The sequence below is a fragment of the Sorangium sp. So ce834 genome (assembly GCF_051521425.1).
In the GTDB taxonomy this organism is placed as follows: Bacteria; Myxococcota_A; Polyangia; order Polyangiales; family Polyangiaceae; genus Sorangium; species Sorangium cellulosum_D.
The window spans coordinates 10,337,172-10,355,986 of the sequence record NZ_CP150351.1; the positions used below are offsets into that span (position 1 = coordinate 10,337,172).

At 73.6% G+C, this 18,815-nt stretch carries 16 protein-coding genes; 10 read left to right on the plus strand and 6 right to left on the minus strand.

All coding sequences use genetic code 11. The features are described 5' to 3' along the window. Positions 1 to 61: 61 nt before the first annotated feature. The 7 genes from WMF20_RS37975 (at position 62) to WMF20_RS38005 (ending at position 6,064) form a co-directional block, all read left to right on the plus strand. Complete coding sequence (locus WMF20_RS37975) at positions 62 to 856, plus strand: acyltransferase (RefSeq protein ID WP_437606664.1); 795 nt, start codon at positions 62 to 64, stop codon at positions 854 to 856. Positions 857 to 871: 15 nt separating this feature from the next. Beyond that, positions 872 to 1,102 carry an acyl carrier protein gene (locus tag WMF20_RS37980; RefSeq protein WP_437606665.1) on the plus strand — a complete coding sequence of 77 codons (231 nt, stop codon included), beginning with the start codon at positions 872 to 874 and terminating at the stop codon, positions 1,100 to 1,102. Beyond that, positions 1,099 to 2,274 (plus strand): hypothetical protein, encoded by a 1,176-nt coding sequence (locus tag WMF20_RS37985; RefSeq protein WP_437606666.1) that lies wholly within the window; start codon positions 1,099 to 1,101, stop codon positions 2,272 to 2,274. The genes WMF20_RS37980 and WMF20_RS37985 overlap by 4 nt, the downstream gene beginning before the upstream one ends. Before the next feature lie 269 nt (positions 2,275 to 2,543). Then, positions 2,544 to 3,503, plus strand: a complete 960-nt coding sequence (locus WMF20_RS37990; RefSeq protein ID WP_437606667.1) for a GNAT family N-acetyltransferase — start codon at positions 2,544 to 2,546, stop codon at positions 3,501 to 3,503. Positions 3,504 to 3,626: 123 nt separating this feature from the next. Further along, on the plus strand, positions 3,627 to 4,322 hold the full coding sequence (locus WMF20_RS37995) for a pirin family protein (RefSeq protein ID WP_437617205.1): 696 nt from the start codon (positions 3,627 to 3,629) through the stop codon (positions 4,320 to 4,322). A 213-nt stretch (positions 4,323 to 4,535) separates the two neighbouring features. Further along, on the plus strand, positions 4,536 to 5,015 hold the full coding sequence (locus WMF20_RS38000) for a hemerythrin domain-containing protein (RefSeq protein WP_437606668.1): 480 nt from the start codon (positions 4,536 to 4,538) through the stop codon (positions 5,013 to 5,015). Positions 5,016 to 5,509: 494 nt separating this feature from the next. Beyond that, the gene (locus tag WMF20_RS38005) at positions 5,510 to 6,064 is read left to right on the plus strand and encodes a hypothetical protein (protein ID WP_129578870.1); all 555 of its coding nucleotides are present in this window, start codon (positions 5,510 to 5,512) and stop codon (positions 6,062 to 6,064) included. Positions 6,065 to 6,103: 39 nt separating this feature from the next. Here WMF20_RS38005 and WMF20_RS38010 read toward each other — a convergent pair whose 3' ends face one another. Further along, positions 6,104 to 7,444: a lactonase family protein gene (locus WMF20_RS38010; protein ID WP_437606669.1), complete on the minus strand. Its 1,341-nt coding sequence runs from the start codon at positions 7,442 to 7,444 to the stop codon at positions 6,104 to 6,106. A 223-nt stretch (positions 7,445 to 7,667) separates the two neighbouring features. Here WMF20_RS38010 and WMF20_RS38015 point away from each other — a divergent pair, with 223 nt between their 5' ends. Further along, positions 7,668 to 9,242, plus strand: coding sequence for a S8 family peptidase (locus WMF20_RS38015; RefSeq protein ID WP_437606670.1), 1,575 nt, complete (start codon positions 7,668 to 7,670; stop codon positions 9,240 to 9,242). 2 nt (positions 9,243 to 9,244) lie between these two features. On the opposite strand, the gene WMF20_RS38020 is transcribed toward WMF20_RS38015, so the two are convergent. The 4 genes from WMF20_RS38020 to WMF20_RS38035 form a co-directional block, all read right to left on the minus strand. Further along, a complete protein-coding gene (locus WMF20_RS38020) occupies positions 9,245 to 9,667 on the minus strand; it encodes an STAS/SEC14 domain-containing protein (RefSeq protein WP_437606671.1) in 423 nt (140 codons plus the stop codon). Between the two features lie 161 nt (positions 9,668 to 9,828). Beyond that, positions 9,829 to 11,517, minus strand: coding sequence for an MXAN_6640 family putative metalloprotease (locus tag WMF20_RS38025; RefSeq protein ID WP_437606672.1), 1,689 nt, complete (start codon positions 11,515 to 11,517; stop codon positions 9,829 to 9,831). Beyond that, positions 11,514 to 12,344 carry an HmuY family protein gene (locus tag WMF20_RS38030; protein ID WP_437606673.1) on the minus strand — a complete coding sequence of 277 codons (831 nt, stop codon included), beginning with the start codon at positions 12,342 to 12,344 and terminating at the stop codon, positions 11,514 to 11,516. The genes WMF20_RS38025 and WMF20_RS38030 overlap by 4 nt, the downstream gene beginning before the upstream one ends. A 38-nt stretch (positions 12,345 to 12,382) precedes the next feature. Continuing rightward, positions 12,383 to 14,182: a hypothetical protein gene (locus tag WMF20_RS38035; RefSeq protein WP_437606674.1), complete on the minus strand. Its 1,800-nt coding sequence runs from the start codon at positions 14,180 to 14,182 to the stop codon at positions 12,383 to 12,385. 544 nt (positions 14,183 to 14,726) lie between these two features. Here WMF20_RS38035 and WMF20_RS38040 point away from each other — a divergent pair. Beyond that, positions 14,727 to 15,470: a hypothetical protein gene (locus WMF20_RS38040; protein ID WP_437606675.1), complete on the plus strand. Its 744-nt coding sequence runs from the start codon at positions 14,727 to 14,729 to the stop codon at positions 15,468 to 15,470. Positions 15,471 to 15,491: 21 nt separating this feature from the next. On the opposite strand, the gene WMF20_RS38045 is transcribed toward WMF20_RS38040, so the two are convergent. Further along, on the minus strand, positions 15,492 to 16,295 hold the full coding sequence (locus WMF20_RS38045; RefSeq protein WP_437606676.1) for a Uma2 family endonuclease: 804 nt from the start codon (positions 16,293 to 16,295) through the stop codon (positions 15,492 to 15,494). 110 nt (positions 16,296 to 16,405) lie between these two features. Between WMF20_RS38045 and WMF20_RS38050 the strand changes: the two genes are divergently transcribed. After that, entirely contained in the window at positions 16,406 to 18,784 is a 2,379-nt protein-coding gene (locus WMF20_RS38050) for an ArnT family glycosyltransferase (protein WP_437606677.1), read from the plus strand. The last annotated feature ends 31 nt before the right edge of the window (positions 18,785 to 18,815 follow it).

The following is an 18,815-nucleotide window of genomic DNA, read 5'->3' on the forward strand; positions in this document are numbered from 1 at the left end:
CTTCTTGCCGGGCGCCCGCGGAACATCGCTGCTCCGGCCAGGCTGCGCAGAGCGACCTTCCATGAAGAACCTGGTTCGTTTCCTCGCCACCTCCGATCACAGCGTCGCCCGCGCCGTGCGCCACGCGCGCCGGGAGGTCCGTAGCTTCACGCTGCCCGCGCCGCGGCCGCTCGTGGTCCCGATGCGGTTGGCGTTCGAGGCAGCGCGCGAGATGTACTGGTTCGGTGCTCGCGTGCTCGTCTGCGAGCCGCACCTCAAGTCGCACTGCGCCCAGTACGGCAAGGGCGTCCGGACCGGGAACTTCATTCACTACATCCAGGGCCGGGGCGACATGATCCTCGGCGACAATGTGGTGCTCGACGGCAAGGTCAACATCGTCTTCGCCGCCCGGTTCACCGACCGCCCGACCTTGCGGATCGGCGATAACACCGGGATCGGGCACGACTGCCGGATCATCGTCGGCAAGTCGGTCACCATCGGCAAGCATTGCCGGATCGCGGGGAGCGTCTACATCCTCGACTCGAGCGGCCACCCGAGCGATCCGGAGGACCGCAAGCGCGGCCTGCCCCCCGCGGACAGCGAGGTGCGGCCCGTGGTCATCGAGGACAACGTCTGGCTCGGCGCCCGGTCGATGGTCTTCCCGGGGGTCACGATCGGCGAGGGCAGCGTCGTGGCGGCGGGCTCCATCGTGATGGCCGATGTCCCGCCGTACACGGTCGTCGCTGGCAATCCGGCGAGGCGGGTGGCATCACTCCGGACCGAGCCGCCGCCGGCCGCCGAGGCGGACCGCGCCGGCGCGAGGAGCAACGGCGCGGACGACGCGGGGAGGCGCTCGCTCGAAAGCAGCGCATCGTAACCCTGGAGCTTGCTCATGGCGATTGAGGTCGAGAAGGTGATCGAGGTCATCGTCACGGTCGGCAGCCTGCCGGCCGCGATACAGCCCGATGACGACATCTACGATGCGGGGTTCTCCTCGATTCGCGCGCTCCAGCTGCTCACCGAGCTGGAGGACAAGTTCAACGTGACGCTCCCCGACGACAAGTTCAGCCTCGCGCGCACGCCGCGCGCGCTGAGCGCCCTCATCGAGGAGCGCGCCTCGTGAGGAAGACCGTCACCGTCGAGCTCGCGACGCCCGCGACCGAGATGGCGCAGGAGGAGATCCCGAAGCAGATCGCCTTCCTCTCGAAGGAGATCTCGGACATCCGCTTCGTCCGCGAGGGCGCAGCGCTGGCGTTCGAGGCCCCCGAGGAGCGCGCGGCCGATCTCGCGCGCGCGGCCGAGGGGCTCGCGCGCACCATGCAGCGCAGCCTGCGCTCGCTCGCGCGGAAGCTCGTGTACCGCAGCCCGGCGTGCGACCGGGTCGAGTTCCGCGGCGGCGCGCTCCCCGCCGGGATCACGCAGATGGGCCAGGGCCAGGTCGCCCTGGAGGGCATCCCGCTGCGGCTCTACCGCTACTTCGATCGCTCGCTGGAGGCGCTCGGCGCGCCGTTCTCGCCGAGCCCGATCCTGGTGCCGACGTTGATCCCGGCCGCGACGCTGTCGAAGTGCGATTATTTCCGCTCGTTTCCCCACATCGTCACGTTCGCGTGCCACCTGCCGGAGGACATGCCGCGCATCGAGGATTTCCGGGCGCGGCACCAGGACCGGGAGACGCTCGACGACCGGGCGCTCGGCGACATGGCGCCCCCGGAGGTCTGCCTCTCGCCGGCGGTCTGTTATCACGTCTACGCGGCGAACCGGGACCGCGTGCTGCCGGCGGGCGGCGCGCGTTACGCCCTCGCGGGCCGCTGCTTCCGCTACGAGTCGAGCAAGATGGTCGACCTCCGCCGGCTCTGGGAGTTCACGATGCGGGAGATCGTCTTCCTCGGGACGCGGGAGAACGTCCTCGGGCTGCGGGAGCAGGGGAATGAGCTCGTGGCGCGCTACCTCGACGAGCACCGGCTCGCGGGCGAGATCCGGACGGCGAGCGATCCGTTCTTCATCGCGCCGGACGCGGCGGCCAAGACGTACTTCCAGATCAGCAGCGAGACGAAGTACGAGATCTCGTTGATGCTCCCGGAGGGCGAGCGGGTGGCGGCCGGGTCGCTGAACTACCACACGGACTTCTTCGGCCGCGCGTTCAGCTGCAATGTCGAGGGCGCGGGGCCGATGCACAGCGTGTGCATCGCGTTCGGCCTCGAGCGGTGGGTTTACGCCTTCCTCGCCCAGCACGGCAACGACCCTTCGGGCTGGCCGGACGTCGTGCGGCGCTCCCCGGAGATGGCGGGTCTCTAACTCCGCCCACCGGGAGTCCGGTCAGGGATCCGGAGAGAGAGTTCAACGCAGACGCGCAAAAGAACACAAGAGGAGAGACCGCAAGGGCGCAAGAGGCGCAACGGGACAGAGATGAAATTGTATTCTTCTCTTCCCCTTGCGTCCCTTGCGCCCTTGCGGTGCTCTTCCCATGAGTCGATTTTCGCCGAATTCCAACGTGATCGGCGTTCTCGCGCGGCGCTCGGTTCCGACTGTTCCGGTTCCCGGACGATTCTGCGACGCTCTCGGCCATGCAGCTCGAGCACGTCGACCCGATCGCCGCGGCGGAGGAGGCCAGCCTGGTCCTGCGCGAGGCGTGGCCGCCGCCGGCACTCCACTACACGGCCGACTACCTGAGGTGGCAGCTCGGCTTCCCCGGTCCGGCGCCGCGCGCCGTGCTCGCGCGCGAGGGCGGCGAGCCGGCCGGCTTCATCGGCGTCGCGCCGCGCCGCTTCCGCTTCCGCGGCGCCGCGTCCGCGGGGTACGTCCTCTCGTTCGTGAGCGTGCGCCCCAAGTTCCAGGGGCGGGGGCTCGCGAGCCGGCTGTACGGCGAGCTCCTGGCCGGCCTCCGCGCGTCCGGCCTGCCGATCGTGGTGTTCGTGGAGGCGCGCTCCGCGCCCGCGCAGCGCGTGCTCCTCAAGGCCGTCGAAGCGGCCGGCCTCAGGCGCAAACAGCTGGCCACGTGCCGGAATCACGGCTTCGTCCCCCGGGCGAGCGCCGCGCCGACGCAGGCCGTCGCCAGGCCGACCGAGGCCGCGGCCGACGTGCTCGCGGCCATCGCGGCGTGCGGCGACGATCGCGTGCTGTGGTCGGCGCCCGACGCGGCGCAGCTCGAGCACAGCCTGCGCGATCCGCGGCCGCGCCGGCTGCTGCTCGTCGAGGAGGCGGGCCGGCCCGTCGGCGCCGCCGCCGTGTTCCTGTCCGAGATCGCGACCGCCCGGGGGATCGACCGCGTGGCGACGGTCGACGCGCTCTTCCTGCCCGAGCCGACCGCCGACCGGCTCGCGGCCGTGCTGCGCGCCGCCTCCGAGGCCTTCGCCGGGCAGGCCACCGCGCCGGTGGTGAGCGCGCCCAACCTGGCGCTCGTCCCCCAGGATCAGCTCAGGCCGGCCGGCGCGCGCCCGACCGACGCGGCCTTCGACGCCTTCGTGCTCCTCCCGGGCGACGGGCCGTGGCTCGACGCCGAGGCGACAAACCTCGAGGTCGTCTGACGAAGCGCCCCGTGGGGGGGCGGGATCCATCTACGATCCAGATGGAAACCATGAGGTGAATGCCGATTCACAAGATGGATCGGCCGACGCATCATGAAGTGCATGGCAAACACCACTTCTTCGATGCAGCTCCGCCGCTCCGGCGAGCGCGGCTATGCCGACCACGGATGGCTGAAGTCGTTCCACACGTTCTCGTTCGCCGACTACCAGGACCCGGCGCACATGGGCTTCCGGGCGCTACGCGTGATCAACGACGATCGCGTCGCGCCGGCGCGGGGGTTCGGGACGCATCCGCACCAGAACATGGAGATCATCACCTATGTCCTCGAGGGGGAGGTCGCGCACCGGGACAGCATGGGGAACGGCTCGATCATCCGCCCCGGCGAGGTCCAGCGCATGTCGGCGGGCACGGGCGTGTTCCACAGCGAGATGAACCCCTCGAAGACGGGCGAGACCCACCTGTTGCAGATCTGGATCCTGCCGGACCGGCGCGGGTATCCGCCGAGCTACGAGCAGAAGGCGTTCTCGAAGGAGGAGCGCCAGGGCAAGCTGCGGCTGGTCGCCTCGCAGGACGGACGCGACGGCTCGGTGACGGTCCACCAGGACGTGAGCCTGTTCGCGGGCCTGTTCGGGCCTGGGGAGGAGGCGCGGTACGAACTCGCCGCCGGGCGGAGCGCCTGGGTCCACGTGGCGCGCGGGAGCGTCGAGCTGAACGGGACGCGGCTCGAGGCCGGCGACGCGGCGGCGATCGGCGCGGGAGGCGCGCTCCACCTGGTCGGGAAGGACGCGGGCGAGGTGCTGTTGTTCGATCTCGCGTGAAGGGGAGATCGGCAATTTGCATCAGGAGCTCCCTGGCTCAGACACCCACGCTGCCGAGGGGCGGCCCGGCCCGCGCCTCGGCGCATCGGGGAGTCCATACGGCGAGCTTACGCCCGCTCCGCCGCGCGCGGCGCCGGGATGAGCGCCGCTCGGCGCGGCTCTCGGGTGTCCACCCGGCTTGCTCGCGGTGCGGCGCCGCTACATAGAGTCTCCATGGATGCCATCGATCTCCTCGAGCGCCATCACCGCGAGCTCGAGCAGCAGTTCTCCGGCCTGAAAGAGGCCTCTTCCGTCGCCCCTGAGCAGTTTTTCACGGCCGCCGACCTCCTCGCCACGCACATCACGATCGAGGAGCAGGACTTCTACCCCGCCGTTCGGGCCCGCCGCACCGAGGATATCCTCCTCGAGTCGCTGGAGGAGCACCTGTCGCTCAAGCGCGTGCTGGCCGATCTCCTGGCGCTCGACACCAAGGACGAGACGTTCGGCCCCAAGCTGCACGTGCTCGCCGAGCAGCTCGAGCACCACCACAAGGAAGAAGAAGAGCACCTGTTTCCCAAGGTGAAGAAGCTCCTCGACGACGCCGCGCGCGAGGAGCTCGGGCAAGCGATGCAAGCGAGGATGACCGAGCTCCGGCGGGGTGAGCCCCGCAAGCTCGTCCTCGCCCAAACCGACGCCGCCGCGCCCCTCCCCTGAGCCGCGCGCTCATGTGAGCCCCCCCGCCTCGCGGCGCGTTTCGCGGCGATTGTTCGACGCGATACCCTCGCGCAACACACGCGTGCCAACGCCCGCGGTAAAAAACATGAGCCGCCGCGCGCGCAGGGGCCCACCAACAGCATACGTGAGCGAGAAAATTCATCGGAACGATCACGATTTTTCTAGAAGGAATTCCCCTACGGTTGATATTGTACACTGTCGCGACTTTTGTGGCAGGGTTCGAAATGCCAGCGGGTACGATGGATGCTGCGAAGAAGCCGGTGGAGCGGGCTTGATGCCCGGCGCCAGCCGGCCGGCGCAGCGGGCGCGAGCGGCGGCGCTTGCCATCGCCGGTGCGGGTGAGCGCTGGGCGGCGCGCACGGGGAATCTTCGACGGAGGTAGGATGACGGCTCGACCTGTACTCTCGATTGACACATCCCTCGACCCGGATAGCGCCTGGTTCGCGACGGGGCGCACGCAGCTCTATGGGCGTATGGGAGAGCAGTTCTCCGTCGTACCGTTCGGGCGCGCCAGCGTGGAGCGGCGGAGGATCATCCGCCAGATCGCGCGGGCCGAGAGCGGGGGCAACCCGTTCCGCGGGATCGTGGTGTCGTCCCACGGCAGGACGAGCTGCGTTGTGGACGACGAGTCGCCGGACGGCATCCTGCTGTCGCACGAGAGCCCCGCGCAGGAGATCGAGCTCTGGGCGCGCGGCCGCGTGCTGTATTTCTGCTGCGGTGAGACGGCGAGCGGCCCGCTGTTCGACAAGCTCCTCGAGGCGGGCGCGCGGACGGTGGTCGGCTTCACCGGTCGGCTCTACGTCGCGACCGTCGACGGCAAGTTCTTCTGGCGGCAGCTCGATCAGGAGCTGGTGACGTGCGCGCTGCACGACCAGCTGGCGCCGGGCTTCGAGCGGGCGAGGCAGCAGTTCCTGGAGCGCGTCGCGACGCGGCTCGCGACGCTCCCCGACGGGGCGGCGCGGGAGGACCTGTCGAGGCTGATGGACCTGCTCACGTCGATGGTGATCCGAGGCGGAGAGAAGGGATAGCTCCGGGCCGCGCGACGAGCGCCGGCGCCGCGGGCCCCCTCAGGGGAAGCTCAGGATCTCGACCCAGAGGGGATTCTGGCCCACCGGGTACGGCGTCGAGGCGGTGAGCCGGCCGCTCGCGCGGTCGATGGCGTGCACGCGCACGGCGTGCGAGAGCTGCCCGGCGGCGACGAGCCAGCGGCCGCTGGGATCGATCTGGAAGGCGCGCGGCTGCTGCTCCGTGGGCGAGCGCGAGACAAAGGTCAGGCGGCCGGTCTGCGCATCGACGCTGAAGCCGGCGAGCGTGCTCGACGTGCGCTCCGAGGTGTAGAGAAAGCGGCCGTCGGGCGTGAGGTGCAGGTCGGCCGCCCAGGGCTTGCCCGAGAAGCCCTCGGGCAGCGTGGAGAGGCGCTGAACCGCCGACAGCGTGCCGCGCTCGGCGTCGAAGGCGAGGAGCTCGACGGTCGCGTCCAGCTCGTTGAGCAGGTAGACGAAGCGCCCGTCGGGAGAGAACACCAGGTGGCGCGGGCCGGCCAGGGGATGCACCGGCAGCGCCGCCGGATCGTTCGGCGTGAGCTGGCCGGTGGCCGCGTCGAAGCGCCACTGCAGCACCGCATCCGAGCCGAGGGCGCTGACGAAGACATAGCGGTTCGACGGATCCACCAGCGTGGCATGCGGGTGGCGGCCGGCGGGCAGCACCGCAGCAGGCGCGCGCACCGCGCCGTCGCTGTCGAGCGGGCTGATGGTGATCTTGTGGCCGTGGTAGGAGGCGCCGAAGAGGGTTCGCCCGCTGCGATCTGTGACGATGTGCGCCATGCTGTCCGGCAGCGGCGCCGCCGACACCGGCTTCAGATGCCCGCTCGCCGCGTCGAGCGCGAAGCTCTGCACGGCATAGGGCTCCGAGCGCAACGCGACGTAGAGGAAGCGCCGGTCCGGCGAGATCGCCAGCGGCCCGGCCTGGCCGTCGACGCCGACGGTCTGCACGGGCGAGAGCGACCCGTCGGCGGTGCCGAGGCGCAGCACCGAGATCGCGCGGCTCTCGGCGTTGGAGACGTAGACGTAGGTGGCGGCCTGGGTCATCGCGGTGAAGGGGCTTTCGGCCAGCGTCAGCAGGCAGGGTGGAGAGGAACGCCTTCTATCCGATCCGAGGCCCCCTGCAAAGGCGACGCCAGCGACGCGTCGCCTCGCCCCGAGCGGCCTCAGGCGAGGAAGCCCGGCAGCGGTCCGCAGCTCGGCTCGATGCCGATGCCGGTCGCGGCGTAGACGAGCGCATTCATCACCGACGTGAGCAGCTCGTTCGAGCTCTGCGCGGATATCTACGCCGATCGATCCTCTCGCGGCTCTCCTCGAGCACGATGGATGATGAGGCCAGAGGGTCCGCGCGACAGCCCGCACGAGCATCGCAAATCTGCTGCTCGGGCATATCAGGACTCCGTCGGTCTGAATCGTTGCGGAGCGCTCGCCGGAAACATCTCTCCTCCTGGCGCTCTCGGCGCCTCGGCGGCCTCTCTCCTCGTCTCGCTCCGCCGAGCACCGGCTCGCCGTCTGGTTCTTTACTCGTCCGAGCGCCGCTCCAGGGCGGCCCTGGTGGGAGGCCGCGCGGTCCGGTAGATCCAGGAGGGCGATGAGACGCAAGCCCTCGATCCTGCTTTCCTCGGCGGCGCTCCTCCTGGCCGCCGGAGCCGGCGACGCCCTCGCCAGCGGCCCGCGCCCGGCCGCGAGCGCGCCGTCGTTCCTGGACGGCGGGCGCCGCGTCGCCGTCGAGCGGCTCGGGCCGGCCGCGCTGGGCGCTTCGCGCGGCGCGCTCTCGCCGCTGCGGCTCCGCTACCCCGACGGCCGGACGATCCACGCGAGCGTGGGCGCGACCGCGATCGTGAAGGTCGAGCCGGGCGCCGAGGGCGAGCTCGCCGGCGCGGGCCTCGAGGTGGTGAGGCCGCTGATGCCCTCGATCGGGCTATGGCTCGTCAGGGACTCCGGCGGCGGCGACGGCCTCGACGTCGCCGAGCGGCTGCAGGGCGCGGCGCGGCCGGCCTTCCTGCGCGAGGCGATCCCGGACCTCCACGTGCGCCTCGAGGCGCGCGGCGCGCCGTTCACGCCGGACGACCCGCGCCTGCCCGGGCAGTGGTACTTCGACGACCTCAGGATGGAAGAGGCCTGGGGGCGCACGCGAGGCGACGCGGCCACCTCCATCGTCGTCATCGACACCGGCTGCGACCTCGATCACCCCGACCTCGCCGCGAAGATGGATCCGGGCCTGGACGTCATCGACGGCGACGACGACCCCACCTACCGGCCGGGCGCAGCGGGCGTGAACCACGGGACCGCCTGCGCGGGCCTCATCGCCGCCGACACCGACAACGGCGTGGGCATCGCGGGCGGCTGCCCCGAGTGCAGGCTGCGGTGCGTGCGGCTGCTCGACGAGGAGCCGCAGCCGATCTCCGCCTCGGTCGACGCCTTCGAGTTCGCCCTGGAGGTGAACGCCGCCGTCGTGTCCAACAGCTGGGGATACGCCGAGCCGATGCCGGTCCCCAGGGTGGTCGAGGACGCGATCGGCCGCCTGTTCGACGCCGGGCGCGACGGGAGGGGGGCGCTCGTCCTCTTCGCCGCCGGCAACGACGACCGGGAGATCGACGACGACGAGATCCAGGCCGCGCGCGGCGTCCTCAACGTGGGCGCGGTCAACCACCTGGAAGAGGAGACGCCGTTCACGAACCGCGGGAGCTCCCTCGATCTCGTCGCGCCGACGGGGACGCTGAGCACCGATATCGCCGGACGCGAGGGCGACAGCCCGGACGACTACACGTCGCTGTTCGGCGGGACCTCCTCGGCGTGCCCGGTCGCCGCCGGCGTCGCCGCGCTGCTCGTGAGCGCCGCGCCCGAGCGGACCGCGGGCGAGCTCTACGACGTCCTGATCCGCACCGCGCGGCCGGCGCCGTTCGCCCTCCCCGACGAGCGCGGGCACGACCCCATCTTCGGGTACGGGATCATCGACCCGGTCGCGGCGCTCAGGGAGGTGCTCGGGGACGAGCCGCCGCCGCCGCCCCCGGAAGAAGGGGGCGAGGACGAGCAGGCAGGCTGCGCGTGCGCGGCGGCCGGCGCTCCCTCGGGCGAGCGGCGCGGCCTCGCGGTCGCGGCGCTCCTCGGCCTGGCCGCGGCGGCGCGCCGGCGGCGGGCGGCCGGCGCGCGCCTCGGCGCGTGACGTCACGCGCCCGGCCGCCTCGCGCGGCGCGCGTCCCGCTGCGCGAGGAGCCACGCGCGCGCCTCGGCCTCGGTCTCGAAGAACTGCACCGGATACGATTGCTGCGTGAGGATCTGCACGCTCTTCGCCGCGAGCGTGGAGACGACGCGCACGGCGAAGCTCGCGCCGAAGAGCGCGATGGCGTCGAAGCGCACCGCGCGCATCTCGCTCGCCATCACCTTGCGCGCCGACGGCGAGATGGTGCCGATGCGACGCGTATCGGAGAGCACGAGGACCTCGCGGCCGCTGTCCGACAGGCTCTGGCAGGCGGCGGCGATCTCGCGCGCCATGTCGTCCGACAGGTCGCCCTCGACGACGGTGCACAGCAAGCCGTCCGGATCCTCGCGAAGGGTGAGGCGCGCGGCCTCGGGACCGGGGTCGCTCATGCAGAGCATCGTAGCGTCTCGCGTCGAGCGCGGCAGCGCATTCCGGCGCAGCGGGCGCGGCGGTCACGCGACGGCAGCCTCGGCGGTGACGGGCGGCGCGGCGCGGCCGCGCGCCGCCGCGCGATCGCGCCGCGCCGTAGCGGGTGCGCGATCGTCCGAGATCAGCGGTGGATGCGCGTGGCCCTGCGCCGGCGCAGGGCGAGCGCGAGCAGCGACGCGCCGAGCGCGCAGCTCCCGGCTGCGGCGGAGCTCGCGGCTGCGGCGGGCGCCACGACGCGGCAGCCGCACCCGCTGTCGTCGCCGCCTTCCTCGCCCTCCGGCGGCGCCTCTCCTCCGGCGCCGCCCGCGCCGCCGCCACCGCCCGCGCCGCCGCCGCCCGCGCCGCCGCCCTCCGCGGCGGCCCGGCACGCCGCGACCTCGTCCGCCGTGCCGATGCACAGCGTCGGCTTGCGCGAATCGCCGTCCTGGAGGCCGTTGACCACGATCACGGCGAGGCCGTCGGCGCCGGCCGTGTCGACGAGCGCCGCGCCGGAGGCGACGTCGTCGGCGCGCGCGATCTCGCCGTACGCGCGGCCGCGCCGCGCCGCGAGCAGCAGGGCGAGGCCGTCCCGCTGCGCGGGGTCGCCCGCGAGCGCGGCGGTCATGGCCGCACGCCCGTCGGGCGGGACGCTGAAGTACTGCGCCGACGCGTGGAAGACGCGGAGCCGGCCAGCGTGCGGCGCCGCGACGGATTCCGGGACGAGGCCGCGGTAGCCGGCCCCGGCGGCGTAGGAGCGCTCGGGATCGGCGTGGAGGCCGGTGAGCAGGTTCCAGGAGGCGAACTCCACGAACGCGTCGGCGAACGTCGCCTGCGCCCGCGACGCGAGCAAGGGGTCGAGCTGCTCGAACCACACGGGATCGGCCTCGTCGAACGCGCCGTCCTCGACGCGCTCCCAGAGCTCGCGGACCGTGCCGTCGCCGTAGCGCTCCTCGAGGAACTGGAAGAAGAGCGCGCTCCCGTAGCTGAAGGGGTCGACCGGGCCGATCATGGGCACGTCGAGCGATCGATCCGTGTTCGAGAGGTAGCCGCCGACGAAGCCCTCGAAGTCCTGGAGCGAAGGATCGAACGACTCGGTCGCCCAGACCGCGCTGCCCTCGAGCATCGGCGTGTCCTGGCCGTGATCGTAGGCCGCCTGCACGGCGTGGAAGAGCTCGTGGCTCGCGAGGATCCGGTTCGCGATCCGCGTCGACGGATAGTCGTAGCCGCTGTAGTCGTTCTCCTGGGTCATGAAGCCGGCGCAGCGGCCCTCGTCGTCCGGCGCGCAGGCGTCGACGCGGAACACGCCGTCGCCGACGCCGGCGAAGTCGACGAGGTAGACGTCGAAGCGGCCGTCGCCGCCGTTGTCGGGGAGGTCCTCGTCGCTCCTCGGCGGCCGGAAGCCGAGGACGTCGCGGTAGTGGACGATCACCTCGTCGTAGATGGCGGCGACCTCCTCGACGAAGTCGGGGACGCCCGTCGCGTCGGCGTCCTCGGCGGGCACCGCGCTGCGCCCCTCGCGCGCGAAGTGGACCAGGAAGCTGCCCGAGGCCGACGCGAAGGTCTCGACCGCGTCGTCCGGATCGAACCGGAACTGGAGATCGGTGCCGCGCGTGTCCGGCCGATCGAGCGGCGCCGCGGCGGGCCCGTCGAGCGGGCCTGGGGGCGCGTCGCCGGCGCCGCAGGCCGCGAGCGCCGGGGCCAGCACGGCGGCGAGCGCCGGCGCGAGCGAGGCCGCGGCGCCTCCAGCGCGGCGGCGCCACGAGGCCGCGGTGCCTCCGGCGCGGCGGCGGCGCGCGGGGGCGGGGCGCCCGGCGCCGGAGGGCCGGCTCACGGGAGGAAGGCCCACCGGATCTGGAGGTTGGCCGCGCCGGTGTCGCCCATCGGGACCGCCCCGGTCTCCTGACACAGCGCCTGGTTCTCCTCGTCGTAGAAGTGCGTGACGGTCAGCTTGAGCCTCCGGCCGTCCGCGAGCCGGAGGACGTAGACGGCGCCGCTCATCTCCACGCAGCCGGGGTACTTCCAGTAGCCGGAGAGCGCGGTCGCCGGCGACTCCAGCCCGGAGCCGTCGGGGATGAGCTCGCAGGTGTCGCTCGTGAAGTACTCGTCGCTGCGGAGCCTCAGGTCGCCGGGGGCCTCGGCGAGCGCGTCGTAGTCGGGCGTCCCCGGCAGCCGCGCCGCCGTCACGCAGGACGGCCCGGAGTGGCCGCTGTTGATGCGCACGACGTAGCGCCGGAAGGCGATGTCCCAGTCCATCGATCCGAGCGACGCCTCGTCGGAGATCGCGACCTTCTCGAGACCGCCGTCGGTGAACCGGGCGTAGACGTAGGCGTGGGGCTCGGAGGCGAAGGCGCCGCCCGCGGTGGCGTCGATGAGGGAGCGGAACCCGCCGCCGTCCTGCTCGTTGCTGAGCTCCCCGGGCGCCACGTCGGACTGGAGGTTCATCTGCTGGAAGACCTCGTCCTCGCAGGGCACCGGGGTCGGCTCGAGGCACGCGGGCCCCGGCTCCCCGGTGGAGCCGCCGCCCCCCGCGCTCGCGCCGCCGCCCGCTCCGCCGCCGCCCGCGCCGGCAGGGTCGACCGGCCCGTCGGAGCCGCAGGCGCAGACGGCGAGCAGCGCGAAGCCCGCAGCGAGGAGAGCGGAGGCCGAGGAGGAGCGCATGGGCGGCATGGTAACAGAAGCCCGGGCCGCAGCGCTGGCTACGGCGCGCCGGCGCGCCGGTAGAGCCACCAGTCGCCGACGTGATCGACGGGGACGATGCTCGGGTCCTTGGCGAAGAGGTGATCGGCGCCCGCCCGCCGGCGGACGAGGAACCAGTCGAAGAAGGCGCCGTGGCGGCGCACGTCGAATTTCTCCGGCGTCCACTCCCACCGGAGCGGCGTCTCCGGCGGGACGACGGCGCCCGGCTCGTCGCGAGGCCGGTAGGCGATCGGCGACGCGTCCCAGACGGCGAAATGGAAGCTGAGCCAGCCGCCCCGCGTGGCCTGGACCCAGGCGGGGAGATGGATGAACGGGGTCGTCGCCCGGGTCGAGCCGCCGTGATCGAAGACGAGGTAGAGCAGCCTGGGCGCGCGCGGGACGCGGGCGATGATGGCGTCGAAGTCGCGCGTGCTGTGGTCGAAGCGGCGGTAGTTGTCGCGCGCCACGTCGCCGAGGGAGATCGCCGCGGCCGCGATCGCGAGCACGGCCGGCGCCTTGAGCCAGGGCGATCGCGGCAGGTCCGGGAAGGCGCCGAGGGCGAGGAACAGGGCCGCGACGATCTCGCGCGGGTAGACGTACCACCAGAGGCCGATCTGGAGCGGCAGGCTCAGGAACAGGCCCAGGAACACGGCCGCGCAGGCGATCGGGACGAGGGCCGCGAGGCGCGCGAACGACCGCTGCCGCGCGTCCGTGGCGGGCGGGGGCGCCGCGTCGGGGGCGGCGAGAGGGGGCGCCGGCGCGGACGTGGAGGCGGCGGGCGCCGCGTCGGGGGTGGCGGGCGCGGGCGCCGGCGCGGACGTGGAGGCGGCGAGCTGCACGGCCGCGCCGCCGACGCACACGAGCAGCGCGGCGAGCACGAGGCGCGCCGCCCGGCGGGCCGCCGCCGCCTCGGCGGGATCGGTGAAGCTCGTGAACAGGAGCGAGGGGATCTCGCCGAGCCGCTCCCCGTGGAGCGCGGGGGTGAAGGGCGCGGCGTGGAGGGTGTCGGTCCGGACCGCGAGCCACGCCGCGAAGAGGAGCAGCGAGGGCGCGAGCGGCAGGGCGATGGGGCGGAGCCGGCGCGTCGCCGGGAACACGACGATCGCCGCGCCGACCACGGCGGCGATCGCGAACGGGAAGCGGAAGACGTGGGTGAAGAACAGCGCGACGAGCGCGAGCGCGAGCGCGATCTGGCGGCCGCGCGAGGGGCGATCGACGAGCATGAGCGTCAAGCCGACGACCATCGCGAAGAGGCCGAGCGCGCCCATGTGGTTGAGGAAGCCCCAGTGCGTGAGGTTGCACCAGACGAGGACGAGGCCGAGGACGCCGAGCAGGGGGCTCCGCTTCAGGCCGTGGAAGAGGACGGCGAGGCCCGCGGGCAGGAGCGCGAGCATCACCGCCGCCGCGACCTTCACCGCGGCCACGGGCGGGAGGACGAGCATGAGCAGGGCGCCGAGCGCGTACATGGACATGTACGGGACCGCGAGCGGCTGGAGCGTGAACTGCTCGCGGAAGTGCCACGCCGGGTCGAGGTAGTGCCGGAGCGCCGCGGTCTGGGCCGCGTGGAACGGGAGATCGGTCATCGGCGGATAGCGGACGACCGCGAGCGGGAGGGCGATCACGTAGACGGACGCGGCGACGACGACGAGCGCGAGCGCCGCGTCGAGGGGCGCGCGGCGCGCGGCGCCCGCGGCGCGGCGGAGCGGGCCGGACAGCGCGCGGCGCGCGGCGCCCGCGGCGCGGCGGAGCGGGCCGGACGGCGCGCGGACCGCCGGGGCGGGGGCCGCCGGAGGCTCCGCCGGGGGGGACGGGGTACCCAAAGTGGCGGGAAGCTACCATCTCGGAACCGACCGGAGGGCCTCGGAGGCCCGCGCGCAGTGGCCGCGATGTGCCGGCGACCCCTGGCGAGGGGCGCTCGGTCGATCCGGAACCGACCGGGGGGCCTCGGAGGCCCGCACGGGGAGGTCGCGACGTGCCGGCGACCCCTCCGAGGGGGCGTGGAGTCGATCCGGAACCGACCCGAGGGCCTCGAAAGCCCGCACGGGGAGGTCGCGACGTGCCGGCGACCCCTCCGAGGGGGGGTGGGGTCGATCCAGAACCGACCCGAGGGCCTCGAAAGCCCGCACCGAGAGGTCGCGATGTGCCGCCGATCCCTTCAAGGGGGGGGTGCGTCGATCCGAAACCGAAGGAGAAGCCCTCGGAGGGCCGGAGGGCTCGATCCAGAACCGGCGCGCGGTCAGGTCAGGGTCTCCCCGAGATTGGCGAGATGCCGCTGCGCGAGCGCAGCGCACGCCGCCCGGCGACGGCGGCGGAGGACGCGCGCGGCCCTTGCCGCCGCCCGGCTCCGGGACGCAAGCTGCGCGCGTGGCACGCCGCTTCAACACGGCCGGCCCTTGCCGTCCCGACTGGCACTACATGATCCCGGCCGAGCGGCGCCTGCCCGAGGCGCCCGGTCTCGTGGAGCAGCGCGCCTGCTTCGTGGTTCACGCGCCGCGACAGACGGGGAAGACCACGGCGCTCCGCGCGCTCGCCGAGCAGCTCACCGCGTCGGGCCGCTGGGCGGCGCTGCACTTCTCCTGCGAGGCGGGCGAGGCGGCAGGCGACGACTACGGCGCCGCCGAGCGCATCCTGCTCAGCTCGATCCGGACGCGCGCCGAGCTCACCCTGCCGCCGGCGCTGCATCCGCCGGATTTCCCCGCCGCCCCGGAGGGCAACCGCGTCGAGGTCGCGCTGCGCGCCTGGGCCCGCGCCTGCCCGCGCCCGCTGGCGCTGTTCTTCGACGAGATCGACGCACTGCGCGACCAGAGCCTCCTCAGCGTGCTGCGCCAGCTGCGCGCCGGCTTCCCGATCGCCCCGGCGATTTTCCCGCCGCGGTGGCGCTCTGCGGCCTGCGCGACGTGCGCGAGTACAAGGCGGCGCGAGGGAGAGAAGGATCCCACGCCGAAGGGGCTCGAGCAGCTCGACGGCTACCTCGCCCAGCTCGGCCTCGACGAGGGCGTGCTCGTGCTGTTCGACCGCCGCGCCGCGGCCGGCGACGTCGAGGCGCGCACGCGGCTCGACGAGGCCCGGACGCCCTCGGGCCGGCGGGTCGCGCTGCTCCGGGCCTGAACGGCCGCGCGCCGGCGAGGCTCAGGGGACGCCAGGCCCCTTGTCCTTCGCGCCCGCGGCGCCCGCGAGCTGCGCCTCGAGCGCCGCGACCCGCTCCAGCGCCGCCTCCTTCGCGGCCCGCTCCGCCTCCTTCGCGGCCCGCTCCGCCTCCCTCGCGGCCCGCTCCGCCTCCCTCGCGGCACGCTCCGCCTCCGCGGCGGTCGGGAAGAGCGCTTCGCCCTCGGGCCCCGTGGCCAGCCGGAGGCGCGCCGCGTCGCCCGTGCCGACCACCCGCAGCCAGCAGCCGAGCACGCGCGCGTAGATCCGGTCGACGTTCGTCGTCTCCACCCGGACGAACCCCCGCGTCTTCAGCCGCCGGTAGCGCTGAAAGCGCACCCGATCCCGGCTCCTCTCCCAGTCGGGATCGAAGATCACGAGCTCCCTCACCCCGAGCTCCCGGTAGCGCTCGGGCGCGTCCACGTAGTCCTTGTACGGCTCGTCGGAGGAGACGACCTCGAGCGCGAAGCTCGGGGCGATCCCGGTCTCCCACACCTTCCAGCTGCGCACGCGCCGGCCCGGCGGCACGCCGGGGAGCACGTACACGTCCGGCGCCACGACCTTGGAAGGATCGAACTGCTGATAATAGATGAACTGGTCCGCCCCCACGAACCGCGGCCGGCCGAGCTCCTGGTACCAGCGCTCGATCAGCGGGCGGAGGAGCTCCACGATCCATGTCTGAAGGGAGTCCTCCCCCATCTTCTTCTCCACGGGATAGAACGTCGGATCGCGCCCCCTGCCGTCGCGGTGCGCCCGCCCGTGAGCCTGCCTCTGCGCCTCGGTCGACATGCCTTACCTTACCCGAGCCGCGCGCGCGCATCGACCCGCGCCGCCGCCGCGGACGGCGGGGGCTTCTCCCCTCTCCGGAAGCGCCCCATCGACGCTAGGCTGCGCGCACGTTGCTCTTCCCGCGCCCCGCCCCCCGCCCGACCGATCTGCGCGGCCTCCCCGCCGCCTCCCGCCTCGAGACCCGCGCGGCGCTCGCCGTCACCGCCGTCGCGACCGCGTGGTTCGCGCTCGTCGCCGCGTGGGAGCTGTTCGGGCCCATCCTCGCGGGCCATTACGCGTCGTCCGCCGGCGTCGGGATCATCGCGGAGAACATGCTCCGCTGGGAGATCCCCGGGCCGGTGTGGGAGTACACCGCGGGCCGGCCGGCGCCGGAGATGTACTACTGCCACCACCCCTGGGGGATCTTCTGGACGACCGCCGCGTTCATGCAGGTCCTCGGGCGGCACGACGTCGTCTGCCGCCTGCCCGCCGTCCTGCTGAGCGCCGCGACGCCGCCCCTGCTCTACGCCATCGGCCGGAGCGTCTACCGCCCCGCCGCAGGGGCGGCCGCGGCGGCGGCGTTCGTCGTCCTGCCGATCACGCTCTCGTTCGCGAACCTCAACGCGCTCGAGGTCCCCGTCATGGCCTGGACGCTGCTCGGGCTCTTCGGGTACGTCCGGCTCACGCAGACGGGCCGGCGCCGCTACCTCGCGCTGAGCGCGCTCGGGCTCACGCTCGGCATGCACGCCGACTGGCCCGCGTTCGTGCTCACGGGCGGGCTGCTCGCGTTCGGCGCGATCCGCGCCTACCTGCTCCCGAAGCGCGTCTTCGGCCCGATCCACGAGCGGCGCTACGCGCAGTGGTGGGTGCTCACCGCCTTCCTCGCGGCGCTGACCGCCGCGCTCTACCTCGCCCTCTTCCACCAGGCCGGCAAGCTCGGCGATCTCCTGGCGAGCTACGGGTTCCGCTCCTCGGGCAACGCCGAGCCGCTCGCCAAGGTGCTCGCGGGCCGGCGGTACTGGATCGAGCTCTCGTTCACGCCGATCGCCATCGCCGCGGGGAAGCTCGCCGCGATCGTCTGCGCCGCGCGGCTCGTCCTGCTCCGGCGCGAGCACGACGCGCTGCCGCTGCTCTACCTCGCGACGGCGACGGTGCAGTACGTCGTCTTCCGCCAGGGCGCCGACATCCACATCTTCTGGCCGCACTACTTCGGGGCCTACTTCGCCCTCGGCGCCGCCGCCCTCGTCGCGACCGGCGCGGCGCTGCTCGAGCGCGCCGCCGCCGCGGCCGCGCAGCGCGCGCCCGACGCCGCGCCCGACGCCGCGCGCGATCCCGCCGGGCCGGCGGCCGCGGGGGCGGCGGCCGCAGGATCGCGCGCGGCGCCTGCAGCCGCCGGGATCGCGGGGCCGGCGCCCGCGTGGCCGGCGCTCGCGGCGCTCGCGCTGTGGCTCGCGCCGCTCGCCGCCGTGCTGCGCGACGGGCTCCCGGCGCTGCGCTACGCGCGCGAGACGGGCGGGCGCTTCAACGAGCGGGGGCACCTCATCGACTCCGACGGGGAGAAGACGGCGTTCCTGCGCTGGCTCGCGCCGAGGCTGCCGCGGACGCCGACCGGCGCGCTCGTCGAGATGCACGAGGGCATGAAGGCCACCTGGGCCCAGGTCTGGGCGCTCGGCGGGCGCGTCGTCAAGCCGACCCGGCCCGCGCCGAGGGAGACGCCGCCCCGCGGCGCCTACCTCGTGGACACGCGGTTCATGCTCGACCGGGACCAGGCGAGCCTCGCGCAGCGCTTCGACATCACCGCGGTGGGCCCGTTCTGGGCGCTCGGCGCGGGCGTCGGGGCGGCGGCGCCGGCGCAGGGGGCGCGCGGCATCGAGGCGTTCTCGTTCCGCGAGCGGGAGCCGGGGCTCCTCGCCTGGTACTTCGTCTCGGGCACCGAGCCCGAGCGCGAGATCGTGCCGGATCCGTTCCTCACGTGGGAGCTCCGCGCGCACTTCGGACAGCCGGCCGAGCCGCCGGCCGGCCCGCCGGAGACGCTGGAGCAGAAGCGGATCGCCCACAACGCCGCGCTGGCCGCGGGCGACACGGCGCGCGCGGCGGCGCTCTTCTCGGAGATCACCGCCGCGCTCGCGCCGCTCGGCGCGCGGTTCGACGACGGCACGGAGCTGCTCGGGACCACGTTCCACGAGGGCGCGCGCTCGCTCCTCACGATCTTCGTGCGCGCGGGCGGGCCCGCGGCGAGCGACGTGACGCTCACGGTGCGGTCGCGGGTGGTCGAGCGCGCCCCGCTGTCCTCGACGATGGCCGACCCGGTCTACCGCGAGGTCGGCCTCCCGACGGCGATCTCGCCGCAGCGCTGGAGGGCGGGCTTCGTCTACGCCGATCCGGTGCCGATCCGGAAGCGGCCGGGGACGGAGGTGTTCTGGGCGTCGCTGAAGGCCCGCGACCGGGGCCGAGCGCCGAGGCTCCTCGGCGGCGACGCGTCCGAGGTCGAGGTGCTGCGGCTGCGCTGAGCGGCGGCGCGCCTCCATCCTCGTGGACACG

Excerpts from the sequence above, each read along its gene's own strand:
- WMF20_RS37975 (WP_437606664.1), top strand. The coding sequence starts at position 62 with ATGAAGAACCTGGTTCGTTTCCTCGCCACCTCCGATCACAGCGTCGCC.
- WMF20_RS37980 (WP_437606665.1), top strand. The coding sequence starts at position 872 with ATGGCGATTGAGGTCGAGAAGGTGATCGAGGTCATCGTCACGGTCGGC.
- WMF20_RS37990 (WP_437606667.1), top strand. The coding sequence starts at position 2,544 with ATGCAGCTCGAGCACGTCGACCCGATCGCCGCGGCGGAGGAGGCCAGC.
- WMF20_RS37995 (WP_437617205.1), top strand. The coding sequence starts at position 3,627 with ATGCAGCTCCGCCGCTCCGGCGAGCGCGGCTATGCCGACCACGGATGG.
- WMF20_RS38000 (WP_437606668.1), top strand. The coding sequence starts at position 4,536 with ATGGATGCCATCGATCTCCTCGAGCGCCATCACCGCGAGCTCGAGCAG.
- WMF20_RS38005 (WP_129578870.1), top strand. The coding sequence starts at position 5,510 with ATGGGAGAGCAGTTCTCCGTCGTACCGTTCGGGCGCGCCAGCGTGGAG.
- WMF20_RS38010 (WP_437606669.1), bottom strand. The coding sequence starts at position 7,444 with ATGCTCGTGCGGGCTGTCGCGCGGACCCTCTGGCCTCATCATCCATCG.
- WMF20_RS38015 (WP_437606670.1), top strand. The coding sequence starts at position 7,668 with ATGAGACGCAAGCCCTCGATCCTGCTTTCCTCGGCGGCGCTCCTCCTG.
- WMF20_RS38020 (WP_437606671.1), bottom strand. The coding sequence starts at position 9,667 with ATGAGCGACCCCGGTCCCGAGGCCGCGCGCCTCACCCTTCGCGAGGAT.
- WMF20_RS38030 (WP_437606673.1), bottom strand. The coding sequence starts at position 12,344 with ATGCGCTCCTCCTCGGCCTCCGCTCTCCTCGCTGCGGGCTTCGCGCTG.
- WMF20_RS38045 (WP_437606676.1), bottom strand. The coding sequence starts at position 16,295 with ATGTCGACCGAGGCGCAGAGGCAGGCTCACGGGCGGGCGCACCGCGAC.